The organism is Bartonella sp. DGB2, from assembly GCF_046843095.1.
In the GTDB taxonomy this organism is placed as follows: Bacteria; Pseudomonadota; Alphaproteobacteria; order Rhizobiales; family Rhizobiaceae; genus Bartonella.
On record NZ_CP177325.1, the window covers coordinates 541,017 to 558,226 of the forward strand.

Genomic DNA, 17,210 nt, shown 5'->3' on the forward strand with positions numbered 1-17,210 from the left:
GCGGACACTCAGCCCCTTGAACGGCAAATGCAAGACGAAAGTTGTGCGATACAATTTCTTAATGTATCGCGGCATTATGGCGATGTTTGCGCGGTGGACCGTGTATCGATGACTATTGGTGATGGGGAGTTTTTTTCCATGCTAGGGCCTTCTGGTTCAGGCAAGACGACGTGTTTGCGTTTGATTGCGGGGTTTGAACGGCCGACGGGAGGTGAAATACAGATTTTGGGGGAAAAGGCCGCTCATTTACCGCCTTATGCGCGGCGGGTGAATACGGTGTTTCAAGATTATGCGCTGTTTCCGCATATGAATTTGCTTGACAATGTGGCTTATGGACTGATGGTGCGCGGGGTTGGTAAAAAAGAGCGTTATAAGCGCGCGGAAGAGGCATTAGAACTTGTCGCCTTGCCTGGCTTTGGCGGGCGCCGGCCTAGCCAACTGTCAGGAGGGCAAAGGCAGCGTGTGGCTTTGGCTCGCGCATTAGTAACACGACCGCCGATTTTGCTTCTTGATGAACCGTTAGGTGCTTTGGATCTTAAATTGCGTGAGCAAATGCAGGTAGAACTTAAAAATCTGCAACGCCAGCTTAAAATCAGTTTTATTTTTGTTACCCATGACCAAACAGAAGCTCTGTCGATGTCTGATCGAGTAGCGGTTTTTAACCGTGGTCGGATTGAACAGGTGGCAAGCCCACAAGAGCTTTACCAAAGGCCAAAAACCGCTTTTGTAGCAGAATTTGTGGGGGGCGCCAATATTATTAAACCTGCTTTAGCTCAAAGGCTTGGGCTTATGCCTAGCTTGCTTTCTTTACGCCCTGAATTCATTCACCTAAAGGCCAAAGGGGAGGCTATATCAGACGATTTTTTATCCTTAGAGGGGCGGTTGTTGGGTGCCCATTATCACGGAGCCACAACACGTTGCGAAATGGCGACTCCTGACGGTGCCTCTTTGGTGGCATCCCTTGCTAATACAGTTGATTCCTCAAGTCTGCAAGTAGGAGAAATGGTTACCTTTGTATGGCCACGCGTTGCTATGGTGGCCTTAGAGGGTACAGTATCGGAAGAATCTTGCGGTTTTTCAAGAAAAGTTATGCAAAGTATAAAGGCGCAGGGAGCTGCAGATGGATCGCACTAATTTTTCTTTGCAAACCTCCCCTATAGATACTAAGTCTCTTAGCCTTTCTCAAAGGATGGGGCGGTATTTTTACCACCATAAGGGGATATATCTAATTTTATTACTGGCTCCACCGCTATTGTGGTTTTTTGTTATTTATATTGGATCTCTTATTTCTTTATTGGTTCAAGCTTTTTATTCATTTGATGATTTCACTATGACGGTAGCGCCCGATTTTACATTGGATAATATTCGCGCTCTGGTTTCAGCCTCTAATCTTGATATTATCTTGCGTACCTTAGGCATGGCGATTGCAGTTTCCATCTTTAGTGCGCTTATCGCCTTTCCTATTGCTTATTATATGGCTCGTTATACGAAAGGTGGTGCAAAGGCATTTTTCTATATTTTGGTGGTTATGCCTATGTGGGCGAGCTATATCGTAAAAGCTTATGCTTGGACTTTACTTTTAGCCAAAGGGGGGGTTGCCCAGTGGTTTTTAGAGCATTTAGGTTTAGGGGGCATTTTACAGGGGCTTTTGTCTTTACCAGCAATTGGTGGTAGCACTTTATCAACAGCGAATTTAGGGCGTTTTTTAGTTTTTACCTATATCTGGCTTCCCTTTATGATCTTACCTATTCAGGCAGCGATTGAGCGCGTACCACGTTCGGTCTTGGAAGCGTCGTCTGACCTTGGCGCTTCATCGCGCCAAACACTATGGCATGTCATTTTGCCGCTTACTATACCCGGCATTGCGGCGGGATCTATTTTTACTTTTTCTCTTACGCTGGGTGATTATATTGTGCCGCAACTAGTGGGTCCCCCTGGTTATTATATTGGCGGCATGGTTTACAGCTTGCAAGGAACCATTGGCAACATACCTATGGCAGCGGCCTTCACCCTTGTGCCTATTGTGCTGATTATGCTTTATTTGGCTCTGGTAAAACGATTGGGGGCTTTCCATGCATTATAAAGAAAAAGCTCCTTGGGGTCTAAAAATCATGGCGTGGGCAGGGCTTGTTTTTCTGCATTTTCCATTGTGGATTATTTTTCTTTATGCTTTTAACACGGAAGACACGGCTTTTAGCTTTCCGCCCAAGGGGTTTACGTTGCGCTGGTTTGGCTTAGCATTTGCGCGACAAGATATTTGGGATGCAATTTTTCTTTCATTAGAAGTGGCATTTTTTGCCACATTCATTGCGCTAATTTTGGGAAGCTTAGCGGCGGCCGCGCTTTATAAAGGCCGCTTTTTCGGTAAGGATAGCTTATCCATGCTGTTTGTTTTACCTATTGCTTTACCGGGCATCGTCACGGGAGTGGCGTTATTATCGGCGTTTCGCGCCTTCCACGTGGAGCCAGGTCTACTTACGATTGTAATAGGCCACGCGACCTTTTGTATAGTGATTGTTTACAACAATGTTATTGCTCGTTTTCGCCGTATGTCAGCAAGTCAGATAGAGGCATCTTTTGATCTTGGTGCCACGGGTTTGCAAACTTTTCGCTATATTATTTTACCAAATCTAAGCACAGCGCTTTTGGCGGGCGGTATGTTAGCGTTTGCTTTATCGTTTGATGAGATTATTGTGACAACCTTCACCGCTGGGCATGAGCGAACTTTGCCGATTTGGCTTCTGAACCAATTAAATCGCCCGCGCGATGTTCCAATTACTAATGTAGTAGCAATTATGGTGATGCTCCTTACGACCTTGCCTATTCTTTTGGCGACTTATCTAACCGCAAATAAGGATACAGTCGAAGGCGGCGGAAAATGAATGTTTAAGCTGGGAGATGACTATGCAAAATAACTTATTGATTAATGGCCAATTATTTTCTGGTGAGGGTGAAATTTATCAAACTTATAATCCAGCGACCGGGGCTCCTCTTGCTGCTATTGGTGAGGCCTCTATTGCACAGGTAGATGCAGCGGTACGCGCTGCTGCTACAGCATTTCCACAATGGTCGCTCACAACGCCTCGTGATCGTTCTATGATGTTGTTGCAACTTGCGGATAGGATTGAAGAAAATTCAGCCACTTTAGCGCAGATTGAATCAGAAAATACAGGCAAGCCCTATCAATGTGCCCTTAATGATGATTTGGGCGGGGTGGTAGATACATTTCGCTTTTTTGCGGGAGCGGCTCGTTGTCTTTCGGGGGTAGCGGCGGGAGAATATATGGCGGGTTATACATCAATGATCCGCCGTGATCCAGTGGGAGTGGTGGCGTCCATTGCACCGTGGAATTACCCACTACAAATGGCGGCATGGAAGTTAGCACCGGCTTTGGCGGCTGGGAATTGCGTGGTCATTAAACCTTCAGAAGACACACCATTGAGCTTGTTTGCTTTATGCGAGTGGTTGGGTGAGATTTTTCCTAAAGGGGTTGTTAATGTAGTGTATGGTCGCGGTAAAACAGTGGGGGCGACGCTTGTGGCTCACGAAGCGGTGGATATGGCAGCACTCACAGGTTCTTTTGCGGCCGGGGTAGCTATCGTTGAAAGTACGGCAAAGACCATGAAGCGCACGCATATGGAACTAGGGGGCAAAGCACCTGTGTTGATTTTTGATGATGTGGATTTTGCAGCGGCCGTAGAGGGGATAAAAAACTTTGGTTTTTATAATGCTGGGCAGGATTGTACGGCAGCCTGTAGGCTTTATGTACAAAAGGGCATCTATGAAAAATATGCTGCTGAGTTAGCGAGTGCTGTTTCTGGTTTAAAATTAGGTACGCCCCATGAAGATGGCGTGGAAATGGGCCCTCTTATCACCAAAGCGCAATATGAGCGGGTGAGCCAATTTGTAGAGCGTGCGCGCGCCAGCCGCCATATAGAGTGTTTAACGGGGGGCGAGCCTTTGGCAGGCTCTGGTTATTTTTATAAGCCAACGGTTTTAGCAAATGCTCAGCAAAGTGATGAAATTGTGGCGCGAGAAGTGTTCGGTCCTGTTGTATCCCTTACGCCCTTTGATAGTGAAGAAGAGGCACTGTCGTTGGCAAATGATAGTGTTTATGGTTTAGCCTCTTCGGTTTGGACGCGGGATACAGGGCGTGCTCATCGTTTGGCAGCGCGGCTGCGGTTTGGGTGCACTTGGGTGAATAGCCATTTCATGTTGGTGAACGAAATGCCTCATGGCGGTATGAAACAATCAGGTTATGGCAAAGATATGTCGATATATGGACTGGAAGATTATACTGTTGTGCGCCATGTAATGTTTAAACATGAATAAAATTTTTTCTTATGGGCATTATATATTTGCCTGAAGGGATAGTCTTTTAGCGGGGGCCGTGATTGTATCATTATAATATTATGAAGGATCGCGGTAGAAAATTTATTGGGAAGCACCACAAGGGCTTTGATTAAAGCCCTTGTAAAAATTAACATAAATGAAGCTTTTGATGGTGGAATTGGTAAACGCATACCAGCAAAAGCGATAATAGGGTTAATGTTATGGTCAACCAAATCTTTTTTGTAGAAAGTGTGGGGGGATAGATGAGTATTTCACGTCGTGACTTTTTAAATGGAGTCGCTCTAGCTGTTATTGCGGGGCTTACCCCGCTTGAACAAATTCGCGCTGATCCTGTTTTAGGAGAAAAGGCGCTTTATTATCCGCCGGCACTTACGGGTTTGCGCGGTACTCACCCTGGCGCTTTTGAAAGCGCCCATGCTTTGGGCCGAGCGGGGCGGTATTTTGATTATGCGTCACTCTCATCAGAAGAGGATTATGATCTCATCATTGTAGGAGCGGGTATTAGCGGTTTAAGCGCAGCTTGGCTTTACCGCAAAGCGCTAGGGCCTAATAAGCGGATTTTATTGCTTGATAATCATGATGATTTTGGTGGCCATGCCAAGCGTAATGAATTCCAAACGGAAGACGGGCTAATTTTGGCTTATGGGGGTAGTGAATCCCTACAATCACCCAAAAGCATTTATAGTAAAAATGCATTGAGCATCCTTTCTGATTTAGGAGTGGATATTGATGTTTTGGCTAGCCATTTTGATGTAGATTTTTATCCTGGTCGCGGCATGTCCCGCGCTACTTTCTTTGATCGTAAAAATTTTGGTATGGATAAAGTGGTTACTGGCGATCCAAGTCGTATACCAAGCGATGATGTGCCTCCTTCCAAGCTGAATGCTCGCTCTTATCGTGATTTCGTGAGTGATTTCCCGCTTAATAAAGATGATCGTGAAAAGATCATAAAGTTATTTGAGGGAGGGGTCGACTATCTGGCAGGTCTTACAAAAAGCGAAAAAGAAAATTATCTTAACACCCACAGCTACCAACAATTTTTATTGGAGAAGGTGAAGTTAGGGCCGATGGGAGTGCGCTATTTTCAGCAAAAAACCTCTGATTTTGATTCAATTTCTATTGACGGTTTATCGGCTATGGACGGCTATGAATCAGGATTGCTGGGCTTTGACGCTATGGGGCTTGATCCACGTGATCCAGACTCGCAGGCTGACTTAGATGATCCTTATATCTTTCACTTTCCCGATGGAAACGCTTCGCTTACTAGGCTGTTGGTACGCAAGTTAATTCCATCTGTGGCAGAAGGCACAGGGATGGATGATATTGTTCTTGCTAAATTCGATTATTCTCAACTTGACCGAGCAGAGAATAATACGCGGTTGAGATTAAATTCCATTTGCGTTCATGCAGAGAATACAGACAATGGCAAGGTAGAGGTCACTTATATTCACCATAATAAGGATTTGAAAAAAATAAGTGCAAATAAGGTCATAATGGCGGGGTATAATATGATGATACCTTCAATTGTGCCATCTTTACCCGAGCAGCAAAAGGCAATTTTGCACAAAAATGTGAAATCACCTTTGGTTTATACAAAGGTGGCAATCAAAAATTGGCATGCTTTTGATAAGCTGGGTGTGCATTATTTCTATTGTGCAACGGCCCCTTATTGCGTGGTTAAATTAGATTATCCTGTTAGCATGGGTGGTTATCATCATCCCTCGTCACCCGATCAGCCTATTGGTTTGCATATGATTCAAGTGCCTACCTTTGCGGGCAGTGGTATTGATGCGGCTGAACAAGCAAGGTTAGGTCGCGCTCAGATCCTAGGCAAAAGCTTTGCAGCCTATGAGGAAGAAATTCGAGCCCAACTTCAAGATATGTTGGGGGATGCGGGTTTTGATCATCAGAAGGATATCGTTGCTATTACCGTTAATCGTTGGCCTCATGGATATTCCGCTGACGTTAGTGTTTTATCCGACGATGAAGATGAGGCTGAGGCATTAGCTGATATCGGACGGGCACCGCATGGCAATATTCATATTGCCAATTCCGATTCTGGTTGGGATCCTTATGCGCATATAGCTATGGATCAAGCCAAGCGTGCTGTTGATGAAATTTTGTCCAGCTAAGCACAATGCAATATGCAAGGCTTATTTAAGGTTGGAAATGAGGAAAATGATGAAAGAGAAAAGAATATCGCAAAAGATATCCCAGTGCTTTGTTTTGAGCGCTGGTCAGTTGGCGACTAGCGGGCTCAAGGGTAGTGAGGATAAGAAAGTTGAGCGCTTCCTTATCAAACAGAGACCTAGGGCGGACAGGGATTTATTTGACCAAGGATTAGCTTGGCGAGTAGTTGCTCGTTCGGTATTTTCTGCTTTAGTGCTTTCTGCCATAGGCTTTACAGCCGCGATGGCGGAAGGGGTGCCTGTTTATGAAAATATGGGGCCTGTGCCTGCTTTATCTCCGGTGCCCACTGTAGGAGCAGTAGCGGGGGAAAATGAGGAAGAAAAGGCTTTAGTAGCTAAGGGGGCGTATCTCGCGCGTATCAGTGGCTGTATAGTTTGTCATACAAGTGATGAGCGCCACCCCTACACGGGGGGGCATCCCCTGGTTAGCCCCGTTGGGGCGATTTATTCTACCAATATCACCCCTGATAAAGAAACGGGAATAGGCGGTTATAGCCTGGAAGAATTTAGTCGAGCGGTACGTCAAGGGGTGCGAAAGGATGGGGCGCGCCTGTACCCGGCAATGCCCTACCCTTCTTATAGCCAAATGCATGATGATGATATCGAGGCGCTTTATGCTTATTTTATGCGTGGCGTTGCACCTGTGAGATCTATCCCACCTAAAAATGGTATTCCATTTTTGATTAGTATGCGTTGGCCTGTGGCTATATGGGATGGTATCTATGTACCTGACAAACCTTTTGCACCTGATCCTACAAAAAGTGCTTTGTGGAATCGCGGGGCTTATATTGTTCAAGCGCTTGGCCATTGCGGAGCCTGCCATACGCCGCGCAATGTGCTTTTTGCTGAAAAGGCTATGGATGATAAAAGCCCTGTTTATCTCAGTGGAGCAAGCCTGGGGGGGTGGTATGCCCCGCCTTTGCGCTTTAAAGGGGTTAAAGCACCCTCTCAATTGCATGATGCCTTGCGTTATGGAAAAATGCATGGCGATAGTATGGGAGGAAGCATGCGTGATATGGTGGAAGAAGCGACCCGCTATTACAGCGATCAAGATATGAAAGGGGTGGTGACATATCTTACCTCGCTTCCAGGTAAGCAAGCTATATTAACACCTCTGCAAAGGGGTAAGGAAATTTATGATAACTACTGTTCCGTTTGTCACGGTAAGGATGGGATGGGGATTCCCTATGCTATACCTAAACTCGCGGGCAATAAAAGCGTGGTATCTGATGATGAAAGCAATGCGATACGCACTACGCTTTTTGGAGGTGAAACGGTGATTAGTAGTAAATATTTGGCCTATAAGATGCCTAGCTATTCTGATATTTTATCATCTTCAGAGTTAGCTGATGTCATTAGCTATGTTCGTTATTCATGGGGCAATGACAGTTCAGGCGTTTCGGCAAGCCAAGTTGCCAAAATCCGTAAAGAAGGGCCGCAAAAATAATTGTACAAACTTTAAAGCAGCCTAAGCCTTTGAAAAGGGGCTTAGGCTACGCTTCATGCTACTTTTGTGGAGGTGTCTTTTAAGCGATCTCACGTAAGCTTTCGCTGTGGGGTTCACGCAAGACGTACCCTCGCCCCCAAACCGTTTCAATATAATTGATTCCGCCCGATATGGCATCAAGCTTTTTACGCAATTTGCAGATAAAGACATCAATAATTTTTAATTCTGGTTCATCCATACCGCCATAGAGGTGGTTAAGAAACATTTCTTTGGTAAGGGTTGTGCCTTTGCGCAGGGCAAGAAGCTCCAACATTTGATATTCTTTTCCAGTAAGATGGACGGGATGACCAGCAATCTCCACGGTTTTTGTATCAAGGTTAACAATAAGGTCGCCCGTCACAATTAATGATTGGGCATGGCCGCGCGAACGCCGAACAATGGCATGGATACGAGCCACCAATTCATCTTTGTGAAACGGTTTGGTCATGTAATCATCGGCACCAAAGCCTAAGCCACGCACTTTGTCTTCTGTTCCGCCCATACCAGAAAGGATGAGGATAGGGGTCTTGATTTTTGCCACACGCAGGGTGCGTAAAACTTCATATCCAGACATGTCTGGTAAGTTTAAATCAAGTAAAATTATATCGTAATCATAAATTTTTCCAAGATCAACGCCTTCTTCACCTAAATCTGTTGTATAAACATTAAAGCTTTCCGATTTAAGCATTAACTCAATACTTTGCGCGGTTGCCCTATCATCTTCAATTAGTAATATGCGCATTTCAATCCCTCTTTCCGCCCATTAAGGGGCTGACTGTCATTTGCTACGTTTCATTTATCGTACGCGCTTCACCTAAAGGTGCGGCGTAATCCCGCTTTAAATTTGCTAAAACTTTACGCCGAAATGGTTAACAGAATATTTCGTTCATTGGCAAGTCCTAAAAAAGGATGAATATTTTACAGGGGATTTTTCTCATAGAGCACCTTTGTTCTCATTTTGTTTTGTTTGTATGCTTAATTTTCTTTAAATGCGGGAGAAAGTATTAAGTATATATGTGAGGTATTTTTTTGTGATGGAGGATGAGAATTTTCTTGCGAACCATATTTATTTACCAGCCTTTAAGGCTTTGTTTTTATAGTAAAAACTTGGAAGAGACTTTTTGTTATTATGAAGCACTGAGCCACTCTGCCACCCAAAGAGCATGCCGTAAGGAGTATAACATGAAGCCGCGTGACAATCTTTTCCGTTCAAAAATGTTTCAATTGCGCGAAAAGCGCCGCCAAATCGTTCAATTAAATGTGATGATGCGGGATGTCGATCGTATGATTAGCGAGCTTGAGGAGCAAATTGCTATAGAAGAAAAGAAAACAGGCAATAATGATGTGCATCATTTTGCTTATTCAACGCTAGCGCGCGCGGCGCGGCAGAGGCGAGAAAATTTACTTAATACTTTAGGCGATTTAGAAAATCAAAAGACTCAGGCTGAAGCTATGGTTCAAGGCATGGAAAACGAATTTGAGCGTGCTAAAAGCTTAGAAGGACGAGAGAGGGTAAGTCTAGCTGAAGATGAAATTGCTTTCGTCCAATACCGTTCCTTAATCGGATGAACTTATTATTGATAACATGAGGCGATTGTGTTACTGATAAAAATTATTGCTTATAGTATTGATTTCTACCATAGCTAATTTTATTATGGTTGAAGAAAGAGGAAATATATTGTACTAACTAATTTAGTTGAGTCTATGTCCCGAAGCTAGAAGTTTAGTGACTTTTCATGTTTGTATTTTCTCCTATTGCGACGATTTGCCAATTTATGCTTCTTCTTAGCCTTGCGCCTAACTGCTGGGTCCGCTGAGGGGCGCCCAGCAGCTGGGGTTGGACGGCTAAAGCTCCTCTTCTGATTTTTCTAACAGAAGGCGATTATAATGAAGCGCGATACCTCTTCTTTTTCTGCTCATCATGCCCGTATGGCTCCACGCAAAACAATGTCACAGGCGGCTAAAAAATATCAACCTTATCCTCCTATCCATTTAGAGAATCGGCAATGGCCTAACCGGATGATTAACCATGCCCCCATTTGGTGTTCAGTTGATTTACGGGATGGGAACCAAGCTCTTATTAACCCCATGGGGCAAGATCGTAAAGAACGGATGTTTCGGTTTCTGATAGAGATGGGTTTTCCCGAAATTGAAATTGGTTTCCCTTCAGCTTCACAAACCGATTTTGATTTTGCCCGTTGGTGCATTGAAAAGGCAACGCTACCTGATGATTTAAGTTTACAAGTATTGGTGCAGTGCCGTCCCGATTTAATTGCGCGCACTTTTGAAGCCCTTGAGGGCGCACGACAGCCGATTGTGCATTTTTATAATTCAACGAGCACGCTTCAGCGGCGAGTCGTTTTCAGCAAAGATGTTGCGGGGGTCAAACAAATCGCTGTTGATGCAGCTAATCTGGTTATGGACATGGCGGCTAAAGCGGGGAATGACTACCGATTTGAATATTCACCAGAGAGCTTCACTGGTACTGAATTAGAGGTAGTACTCGAAATTTCCAACGCGGTCATTGAGGCGATTAACCCTACTCCAGAGAAAAAAATGATCCTTAATTTACCCTCGACGGTAGAAATGGCTAGCGTCAATATTTATGCTGATCAAATTGAATGGATGTGCCGTAATATTGACCGGCGTGACAGTGTCCTTATCTCTTTGCATACTCATAATGATCGCGGCACAGGGGTTGCAGCGGCAGAGCTTGGTTTGATGGCAGGTGCTGATCGCGTTGAAGGTACATTATTTGGTAATGGAGAGAGAACTGGAAATGTTGATATTGTTACGCTTGCTTTGAATATGTTTACGCAAGGGGTCGATCCATGCTTAGATTGCTCTAATATTGAAGAAATAAAAGAGATCTACGAATACGCAAATCAATTGCGGATTTCCGAGCGACATCCCTATGTGGGGGAATTAGTTTATACGGCTTTTTCTGGCTCTCACCAAGATGCTATCAACAAAGGTTTGAAGGCGCGCGATACGGCTAATTCACCTTTTTGGGAGGTTCCATATTTGCCTATTGACCCTCAAGATGTCGGTCGTTCTTATGAAGCGATAATTCGGGTGAATTCACAATCAGGCAAGGGTGGTCTCGCTTATGTCCTCCGTCAAGATTATGGGGTGAATATACCGCGCAGTTTTCAAGTTGATTTTCGTAATATTATTCAAAAAGTTGCTGACAAAGAAGGAAAAACGCTGTCATCCGCCCGTATTTATGAGGAATTTTGTAAAGCTTACTTTATTTCGCCGCAGGCGCGTTTTCAATTTATTGATTATCACACCGCAGCCGTTGTAGAAGGAAAAAACTGCCGCGCTGTTAGTGTAGAAATCCGCGATGGAGATAAGAATATCCGCCTTGATAGTATGGGGGTAGGAGCAATAGACGGCTTTATTCGTGCATTTTCTTCCTATATAGGAGAAGATTTACGGGTTGTTGATTATAATGAGCATTCGCTTAAGCAGGGGGCTGATGCTAATTTGATTTGTTATATGGAAATCGCTCACAAAGAAAATAAAGCCTTTGGAGCCGCGATCCATAGTAATATTACGACTGCCTCTTTGATGGCGATTTTGGCAGCTGCTAATCACCTAATAGCCAACAAATCGATAGGTTGCGCTTAGCGCAAGCGTCCCTTCACATACTACCACCTTACGTTCTGTGAGATCAATCAAATGGGAAAAAACTAAAAGTTTTGCTCCTTTGTATAAGCGTGGGTCAATATGGCGATAAAGTGCGGTTGTGATTGCAGCAATCGTATGATTGCCATGTTGCAGCTGGTATAAAATGGCTTCTTCGCGCGATTTAAGGCGAGCTTTGATGGTGCGAATAAGCTTTTGTGGGTTGTCTACGTACCCCCCGTGTGCTGGGAAATAACATTGATCGCTTTGGATGTGAACGGCTAACTTATCAAGCGAGGTAAGATAATCGTGCATACACCCATCGGGAGGGGCGACTACCGTGGTTGCCCATCCCATAACATGATCACCCGTGAAAATTACGCCATGACCTTCTAGTGAGAAGCTGGCGTGATTTGCCATATGGCCGGGAGTAGTGATACAGCGAATTCTCCATTCATCATTGCCGATGATGCTATTATCCGGCAAAGCGATATCTGGTTGAAAGTCAGCCTCCACGCTTTCACTTAATCCTTTCTGAAGGTCAAGGTGGGGAAGCGATTGTCGATAAGGACCTTCGGCCACAATAAGCGCACCGCTTTTTGCCGCAAGGCGTTTTGCTAGAGGGGAATGATCTCGGTGACAATGCGTGACAAAAATATGACTCACTGGGCGGCCATTAATCGCTTTTAGAAGGGTGGTTAAATGGCTATCATTATCAGGGCCTGGATCAATGACAGCAAGGGTCTTTTGGCCGATAATATAGGTATTGGTTCCTTTATAGGTGAAAGGAGAAGGGTTTGGAGCGGTAACCCGCTGAATCAGGGGTCTGAGGGAGATAGCTTTGCCATAGTGGGGGGCGACAGCTTTTTGATTGGAAATAGGCATGGCGTGAGTTATCGTCCATTTTGACATAAATCTTTCATCTAACTTTTGTCCATGTACTTTTCGAGTGACTTTTCATACGTTTTGCCAGGCGGCCATGGCTTCGATCGTGGGCGATAGATTTTTGTGGTGGCTAATAGTGGTCTCTGCTCCTGCTTGAGAGAGGACTTCTGCATGCCCCGGATAGCTGTGTCGTCCGCCTGTAAAGCCAATTACCCGCATGCCAGCCGTTACAGCGCTACGTACCCCATAGACAGAATCTTCTACCACTACACAATGGGCAGGTGGTACTCGTATTTGCTTTGCGGCAAAGAGATAGACATCGGGTGCGGGTTTGGGACGTTTGCTCCCCACTTCGGGTGCAGAAAAAATGCGCGCTGTAGTAAAGAGGTCGGCAAGTCCTACAATACGTAGCATGGTGTGGATTGATTGTTGTTGAGAGTTGGAACAAATGCAATAGGGGTAATGCGCCATAATGGATATCAAGGCTTGGCTTATGCCGTCTATGGCGTGCAATTCATGGTGCATACGGGTGCGAAATTCTTCTTCCACGCGGTCGACTAGTTGAAGGGAGATGGGCTTACCATAAGCGGGCTCAATCGCTTTAAGAATATCAGTAAAAACCAAGCCAGCATAGCGCTCCGCCAAGTCTTCAGGGCTGATGGGGTAGCCTATCTGTGTCAATAATTCGGAACTAATCTTAGCGGCGAGGTACTCAGAATCAACCAATACGCCATCGCAATCAAAAATTATAAGCTCAACCTTTGGCATTGCTCTCTTTCATATCCATAGGGAAAAGGGATGTTATCCTAAGGATATAGGTAGACAAACCACAATGCAACGCCAATCTCCTAGCTGGGCTTTTTAATCGTGCTAGATTGCTGGTTAAGCTGCGGTTTATTCAGGCGATTTTAATTAGTTATTTACTCTATTCGATAAATATAGGGGAAGATTTGGCGAGATGGTAAATAAAAGCCAAATCAGCATGGGCACTTGATAAAGGCTTTGAGCTGGATAAGGTTTGGTTGCGTATTATGGCTATTGTTCGTCAAATAAAGGATATATCACCTGTGAGTGCGGCAGAGGATTGCCGTAATAAAATTTTGAAGGGCGATTGTGTGGCCGCACTTGAGCGGTTGCCCAATCATTCGGTGGATATGATCTTTGCAGATCCACCTTATAATCTGCAATTGGCTGGTAATTTACATCGCCCTGATCAATCGCGAGTGGATGCGGTTGACGATGAGTGGGATCAATTTGAAAGTTTTGCTGCTTATGATGCTTTTACACGCGCTTGGCTTTTGGCATGCCGGCGCGTTTTAAAGCCAAATGGAACTTTGTGGGTAATTGGTTCCTACCATAATATTTTTCGTGTGGGTACAAGCCTACAGGATTTAGGTTTTTGGGTGCTTAATGATATTATTTGGCGTAAGACCAATCCAATGCCAAATTTTCGTGGGCGCCGTTTTCAAAACGCCCATGAAACCTTGATCTGGGCTTCACGCGATCAGAACGCAAAAAAATATACTTTTAATTATGAAGCACTCAAGGCTGCGAATGAAGATGTGCAAATGCGCTCTGATTGGCTTTTTCCTATATGTACGGGGAAGGAGCGGCTTAAGGATGAAGGCGGCCATAAAATCCACCCTACACAAAAGCCTGAAGCTTTATTAGCTCGTATCATTATGACTTCTACAAAGCCAGGTGATGTGGTTCTTGATCCGTTTTTTGGCTCTGGCACTACGGGGGCTGTAGCAAAACGTTTGGGACGTGACTTCGTGGGGGTAGAGCGTGAGCAGAAATATATTGATGCCGCCAGTGCTCGTATTGCTGCTGTTGAGCCTTTAGATAAACCGCAATTGGTGGTGTTGCAGGGGAAAAGAGCCGAACCGCGCATTGCCTTTGGCAGCTTGATTGAAAGTAACTTGTTGCGTCCAAGTACAGTATTATATGATTGTAAAAAACAAGTTTCGGCTATTGTCCGCGCTGACGGTACACTGATGTTTGAAGGTGAAGCCGGCTCTATCCACCGCATGGGGTGCAAGGCTCAAGGTTCGCAAAGCTGCAATGGTTGGACCTTTTGGCACTATGAAGAAGCCGGTACTCTCTACCCTATTGATCTGTTACGTACACGTGCGCGTGAAGATATAAAGCGCTTAGCTCTTTCCTAGTGGGGTAAGGAGATTCAATTAAAGGCTTCAGGTAAGCCAACCTTTATTGCTTTTTTCATAAGACTGGGCAATGCCTCTTGGGCGAGAGCATTTTGTGCGCACCACCAGCCATTGCCTATTTGTGTCTGCATTATCTCTGTTTTATAGACGTTTAGATGTAGGGAAAAATGGGTAAAAACATGCTGCACAGTGCCTACAAATCGCCATTGGGCTATAAGCGGGGCATGCACCATATCGCTTTGGTGATTTGCTAGATAAGTCGGGCCAAAATGGTTAGGGATTTGAGTCATACCACCCAAAAGCCCTTTCTCATGGCGTTTTTCAAGATAAATATTGCTTTTTTCATTTAGCAAAATAAAGGCCGCTCCTTGGTAAGTGGGTCGCGGTTTTTTGGGCGCGCGAGCAGGGAAATTCTCTGGTTGGGCTTGATGGGCACTTTGTGGGCCTACACGGCAAAATTTTTGGAGGGGACAAAGGCTACAGCGCGGCTTTTTTGGGGTACAGATCTTCGCACCAAGGTCCATCATAGCCTGGGAGAAATCCCCTGGTCGTTTTTGCGGGGTGATCGATTGACAATAAAAACGAATTTCTGCTTTGGCTTTTGGCAACGGTGTTGTGATTGCAAAAAGCCTGCTAATTACACGTTCAACATTGGCATCTACCACCGCAACGGGTTTGTCAAAAGCGATAGCCGCAATGGCCGCGGCGGTGTAGTCACCAATGCCAGGTAAGGTTTTTAGCGTATCTACATCTTGCGGGAATTGACCTCCATAAAGGTTAAGGATTTGTTGCGCACAGGTTTTCAGGTTGCGACCACGGGCATAATAACCAAGACCAGCCCAAGCTGCGAGAATTTCTTCTTGGGTGGCATGCGCTAGCGTTTCGATATTGGGCCAGAATGTGAGAAACTTTTTGAAATAGGGTTGGACGGTGGTTACAACCGTTTGTTGAAGCATAATTTCAGAAAGCCAAACGCGATAAGGATCAGGTTTTTGGCCTGAAGCTTGGGCTTTTGGGCTTAATCGCCAAGGCAAATCGCGATGATGTTCATCATACCATTCCAATAGAGAGGTAGAAATTTTGTGCATAGGGGCTTTGACCATAAAACAGGCGTCGGGCGATCGGTTTTTGAGGGTGGGTGGACTTTTCTTTCCTTTATATTATGTTATAAGATCTTTGGTAAAAATACTATATGAGCGGTTTAAAATAATGAAAGCCCACCGCAATAAGAAGCCGCAATTCCAACCTTTGTCTGCCTCTGTTAGCCAATTGTTAGATCCCCTGTTTTTAAAGCGTACCAGTATGAATATGGATTTATTATCCTATTGGTCGCAATTGGTGGGGCAGGAGGTGGCAGCCCAAAGCGTGCCGATAAAAATTCGTTGGCCGAAGCAAGCGGGAGATAATAAACGCCTTAAGCCTGGTACATTGGTCATCGTTTGTGAAGGCTTTGCTATGGTCAAATTGCAGCACGAAACAAAGCAATTGATTGAGCGGGTGAACGGGTTCTTTGGCTATGAAGCGATCAATAAAATAAAAATTGAACAAAAATATGTAACCGCCGCCTCGACTAAGCCGCTGCCTGAAAAGCCGGTGATCAAAGATTATCCAGATATAGCTAAAATGGTAGAACCTATTGAAGATGAAAAAATGCGTGAGCTTCTTTATACATTAGGCTGTGCCATCAGGACGGAAAGCGAAAGCAATAAAAAGTGATCAAAAACTTACAATAAGGTGCAGGCCTTAGCTTGTTTATTGGTGGAGGTTTTGCCACAATGAGCTTATTAACGTTATTGTAAAAAAGGTATCAGTATGGCTTCTATGATCAAGCGGCAATATGCCCTCTCCTTTGCGACCGTTTTTTATTTATTGGTTAGCCAGCCTTCGGGTGCTTATGCATCTGAGAAACTGGTGCAGCCCACAGCTACGGTGGATATGAAGACGCTGATGGCGGCTGAATCTGAAAAAGATATGACGGAAGGGGATAAAAACGCCCCTGTGACCATTGTGGAATATGCGTCCGTTACTTGTCCGCATTGTGCTGACTTTTTTCTTCATACGCTCCCGCTCTTACGAGAAAAATACATTAAAACTGGTAAAGTGCGTTTAATTTTCCGCGAATTTGCTTTCGATCCGCGTGCAACTGCTGGGTTTATGTTGGCGCGCTGTTTGCCAGAAGATCGATATTTTCCAATGATTGAGGTCTTGTTTCAAAAGCAAATGGAATGGGCCGCTGTTCCTGATGCTCTTACTCCCCTTAAGAGCATTGCGGCGATGGCTGGCCTTGATGATAAGGCTTTTACCAGCTGTTTGAGTAACCAAGCCCTCTTGGAAAAGGTAAATGCTTCGTTCCAAAAGGGAAAAGACCTAGGGATTAAAGGTGTTCCCGGTTTCTTTATAAATGGCAACCGCTATGATGGGGAATTGTCCATTGATGATCTGTCGGCTATCATTGATAAACTGCTTTCCAACGAGTCACAAAAAGCACTAGTTGAGTAA

General features: G+C 44.8%; 15 protein-coding genes. 11 read left to right on the forward strand and 4 right to left on the reverse strand.

Annotation, left to right across the window (positions count from 1 at the left end; all coding sequences use genetic code 11):
- Nucleotides 1–27: 27 nt before the first annotated feature.
- The 6 genes from ACK28X_RS02865 to ACK28X_RS02890 all read left to right on the forward strand — a co-directional run bounded on the left by ACK28X_RS02865 (nucleotide 28) and on the right by ACK28X_RS02890 (nucleotide 7,989).
- Nucleotides 28–1,134 (forward strand): ABC transporter ATP-binding protein, encoded by a 1,107-nt coding sequence (locus ACK28X_RS02865; RefSeq protein WP_412058275.1) that lies wholly within the window; start codon nucleotides 28–30, stop codon nucleotides 1,132–1,134.
- Complete coding sequence (locus tag ACK28X_RS02870) at nucleotides 1,121–2,083, forward strand: ABC transporter permease (protein ID WP_412058156.1); 963 nt, start codon at nucleotides 1,121–1,123, stop codon at nucleotides 2,081–2,083. Before ACK28X_RS02865 ends, ACK28X_RS02870 begins: the two co-directional genes overlap by 14 nt.
- Complete coding sequence (locus ACK28X_RS02875) at nucleotides 2,073–2,882, forward strand: ABC transporter permease (RefSeq protein WP_412058157.1); 810 nt, start codon at nucleotides 2,073–2,075, stop codon at nucleotides 2,880–2,882. The genes ACK28X_RS02870 and ACK28X_RS02875 overlap by 11 nt, the downstream gene beginning before the upstream one ends.
- A 22-nt stretch (nucleotides 2,883–2,904) precedes the next feature.
- On the forward strand, nucleotides 2,905–4,332 hold the full coding sequence (locus ACK28X_RS02880; RefSeq protein ID WP_412058158.1) for a gamma-aminobutyraldehyde dehydrogenase: 1,428 nt from the start codon (nucleotides 2,905–2,907) through the stop codon (nucleotides 4,330–4,332).
- 263 nt (nucleotides 4,333–4,595) lie between these two features.
- Complete coding sequence (locus tag ACK28X_RS02885; RefSeq protein WP_412058159.1) at nucleotides 4,596–6,485, forward strand: NAD(P)-binding protein; 1,890 nt, start codon at nucleotides 4,596–4,598, stop codon at nucleotides 6,483–6,485.
- A 46-nt stretch (nucleotides 6,486–6,531) separates the two neighbouring features.
- Nucleotides 6,532–7,989, forward strand: coding sequence for a c-type cytochrome (locus tag ACK28X_RS02890; protein ID WP_412058160.1), 1,458 nt, complete (start codon nucleotides 6,532–6,534; stop codon nucleotides 7,987–7,989).
- Nucleotides 7,990–8,068: 79 nt separating this feature from the next.
- On the opposite strand, the gene ctrA is transcribed toward ACK28X_RS02890, so the two are convergent.
- Nucleotides 8,069–8,770: a response regulator transcription factor CtrA gene (gene ctrA, locus ACK28X_RS02895; RefSeq protein ID WP_412058161.1), complete on the reverse strand. Its 702-nt coding sequence runs from the start codon at nucleotides 8,768–8,770 to the stop codon at nucleotides 8,069–8,071.
- A 440-nt stretch (nucleotides 8,771–9,210) separates the two neighbouring features.
- Here ctrA and ACK28X_RS02900 point away from each other — a divergent pair, with 440 nt between their 5' ends.
- Nucleotides 9,211–9,597, forward strand: a complete 387-nt coding sequence (locus tag ACK28X_RS02900) for a flagellar export protein FliJ (RefSeq protein ID WP_412058162.1) — start codon at nucleotides 9,211–9,213, stop codon at nucleotides 9,595–9,597.
- Nucleotides 9,598–9,915: 318 nt separating this feature from the next.
- A complete protein-coding gene (leuA, locus tag ACK28X_RS02905; RefSeq protein WP_412058163.1) occupies nucleotides 9,916–11,661 on the forward strand; it encodes a 2-isopropylmalate synthase in 1,746 nt (581 codons plus the stop codon).
- Here leuA and ACK28X_RS02910 read toward each other — a convergent pair.
- Both ACK28X_RS02910 and ACK28X_RS02915 read right to left on the reverse strand, forming a co-directional pair.
- Nucleotides 11,629–12,570, reverse strand: a complete 942-nt coding sequence (locus ACK28X_RS02910) for an MBL fold metallo-hydrolase (RefSeq protein ID WP_412058164.1) — start codon at nucleotides 12,568–12,570, stop codon at nucleotides 11,629–11,631. The two genes, leuA and ACK28X_RS02910, sit on opposite strands and share 33 nt — an antisense overlap.
- A gap of 45 nt (nucleotides 12,571–12,615) precedes the next feature.
- A complete protein-coding gene (locus tag ACK28X_RS02915) occupies nucleotides 12,616–13,311 on the reverse strand; it encodes an HAD family hydrolase (protein ID WP_412058165.1) in 696 nt (231 codons plus the stop codon).
- 263 nt (nucleotides 13,312–13,574) lie between these two features.
- Here ACK28X_RS02915 and ACK28X_RS02920 point away from each other — a divergent pair, with 263 nt between their 5' ends.
- The gene (locus ACK28X_RS02920) at nucleotides 13,575–14,711 is read left to right on the forward strand and encodes a site-specific DNA-methyltransferase (protein WP_412058166.1); all 1,137 of its coding nucleotides are present in this window, start codon (nucleotides 13,575–13,577) and stop codon (nucleotides 14,709–14,711) included.
- 14 nt (nucleotides 14,712–14,725) lie between these two features.
- On the opposite strand, the gene mutY is transcribed toward ACK28X_RS02920, so the two are convergent.
- Nucleotides 14,726–15,799, reverse strand: a complete 1,074-nt coding sequence (mutY, locus tag ACK28X_RS02925; RefSeq protein ID WP_412058167.1) for an A/G-specific adenine glycosylase — start codon at nucleotides 15,797–15,799, stop codon at nucleotides 14,726–14,728.
- A gap of 214 nt (nucleotides 15,800–16,013) precedes the next feature.
- Here mutY and ACK28X_RS02930 point away from each other — a divergent pair, with 214 nt between their 5' ends.
- Complete coding sequence (locus tag ACK28X_RS02930) at nucleotides 16,014–16,427, forward strand: DUF721 domain-containing protein (RefSeq protein ID WP_412058168.1); 414 nt, start codon at nucleotides 16,014–16,016, stop codon at nucleotides 16,425–16,427.
- A 105-nt stretch (nucleotides 16,428–16,532) separates the two neighbouring features.
- A complete protein-coding gene (locus ACK28X_RS02935; protein WP_412058276.1) occupies nucleotides 16,533–17,210 on the forward strand; it encodes a DsbA family protein in 678 nt (225 codons plus the stop codon).

What these genes read in the sequence shown, in the direction of transcription:
- ACK28X_RS02865 (WP_412058275.1), top strand. Translation starts at nt 28, where the DNA reads ATGCAAGACGAAAGTTGTGCGATACAATTTCTTAATGTATCGCGGCAT.
- ACK28X_RS02870 (WP_412058156.1), top strand. Translation starts at nt 1,121, where the DNA reads ATGGATCGCACTAATTTTTCTTTGCAAACCTCCCCTATAGATACTAAG.
- ACK28X_RS02875 (WP_412058157.1), top strand. Translation starts at nt 2,073, where the DNA reads ATGCATTATAAAGAAAAAGCTCCTTGGGGTCTAAAAATCATGGCGTGG.
- ACK28X_RS02880 (WP_412058158.1), top strand. Translation starts at nt 2,905, where the DNA reads ATGCAAAATAACTTATTGATTAATGGCCAATTATTTTCTGGTGAGGGT.
- ACK28X_RS02885 (WP_412058159.1), top strand. Translation starts at nt 4,596, where the DNA reads ATGAGTATTTCACGTCGTGACTTTTTAAATGGAGTCGCTCTAGCTGTT.
- ACK28X_RS02890 (WP_412058160.1), top strand. Translation starts at nt 6,532, where the DNA reads ATGATGAAAGAGAAAAGAATATCGCAAAAGATATCCCAGTGCTTTGTT.
- ctrA (WP_412058161.1), bottom strand. Translation starts at nt 8,770, where the DNA reads ATGCGCATATTACTAATTGAAGATGATAGGGCAACCGCGCAAAGTATT.
- ACK28X_RS02900 (WP_412058162.1), top strand. Translation starts at nt 9,211, where the DNA reads ATGAAGCCGCGTGACAATCTTTTCCGTTCAAAAATGTTTCAATTGCGC.
- leuA (WP_412058163.1), top strand. Translation starts at nt 9,916, where the DNA reads ATGAAGCGCGATACCTCTTCTTTTTCTGCTCATCATGCCCGTATGGCT.
- ACK28X_RS02910 (WP_412058164.1), bottom strand. Translation starts at nt 12,570, where the DNA reads ATGTCAAAATGGACGATAACTCACGCCATGCCTATTTCCAATCAAAAA.
- ACK28X_RS02915 (WP_412058165.1), bottom strand. Translation starts at nt 13,311, where the DNA reads ATGCCAAAGGTTGAGCTTATAATTTTTGATTGCGATGGCGTATTGGTT.
- ACK28X_RS02920 (WP_412058166.1), top strand. Translation starts at nt 13,575, where the DNA reads ATGGCTATTGTTCGTCAAATAAAGGATATATCACCTGTGAGTGCGGCA.
- mutY (WP_412058167.1), bottom strand. Translation starts at nt 15,799, where the DNA reads ATGCACAAAATTTCTACCTCTCTATTGGAATGGTATGATGAACATCAT.
- ACK28X_RS02930 (WP_412058168.1), top strand. Translation starts at nt 16,014, where the DNA reads ATGAATATGGATTTATTATCCTATTGGTCGCAATTGGTGGGGCAGGAG.
- ACK28X_RS02935 (WP_412058276.1), top strand. Translation starts at nt 16,533, where the DNA reads ATGATCAAGCGGCAATATGCCCTCTCCTTTGCGACCGTTTTTTATTTA.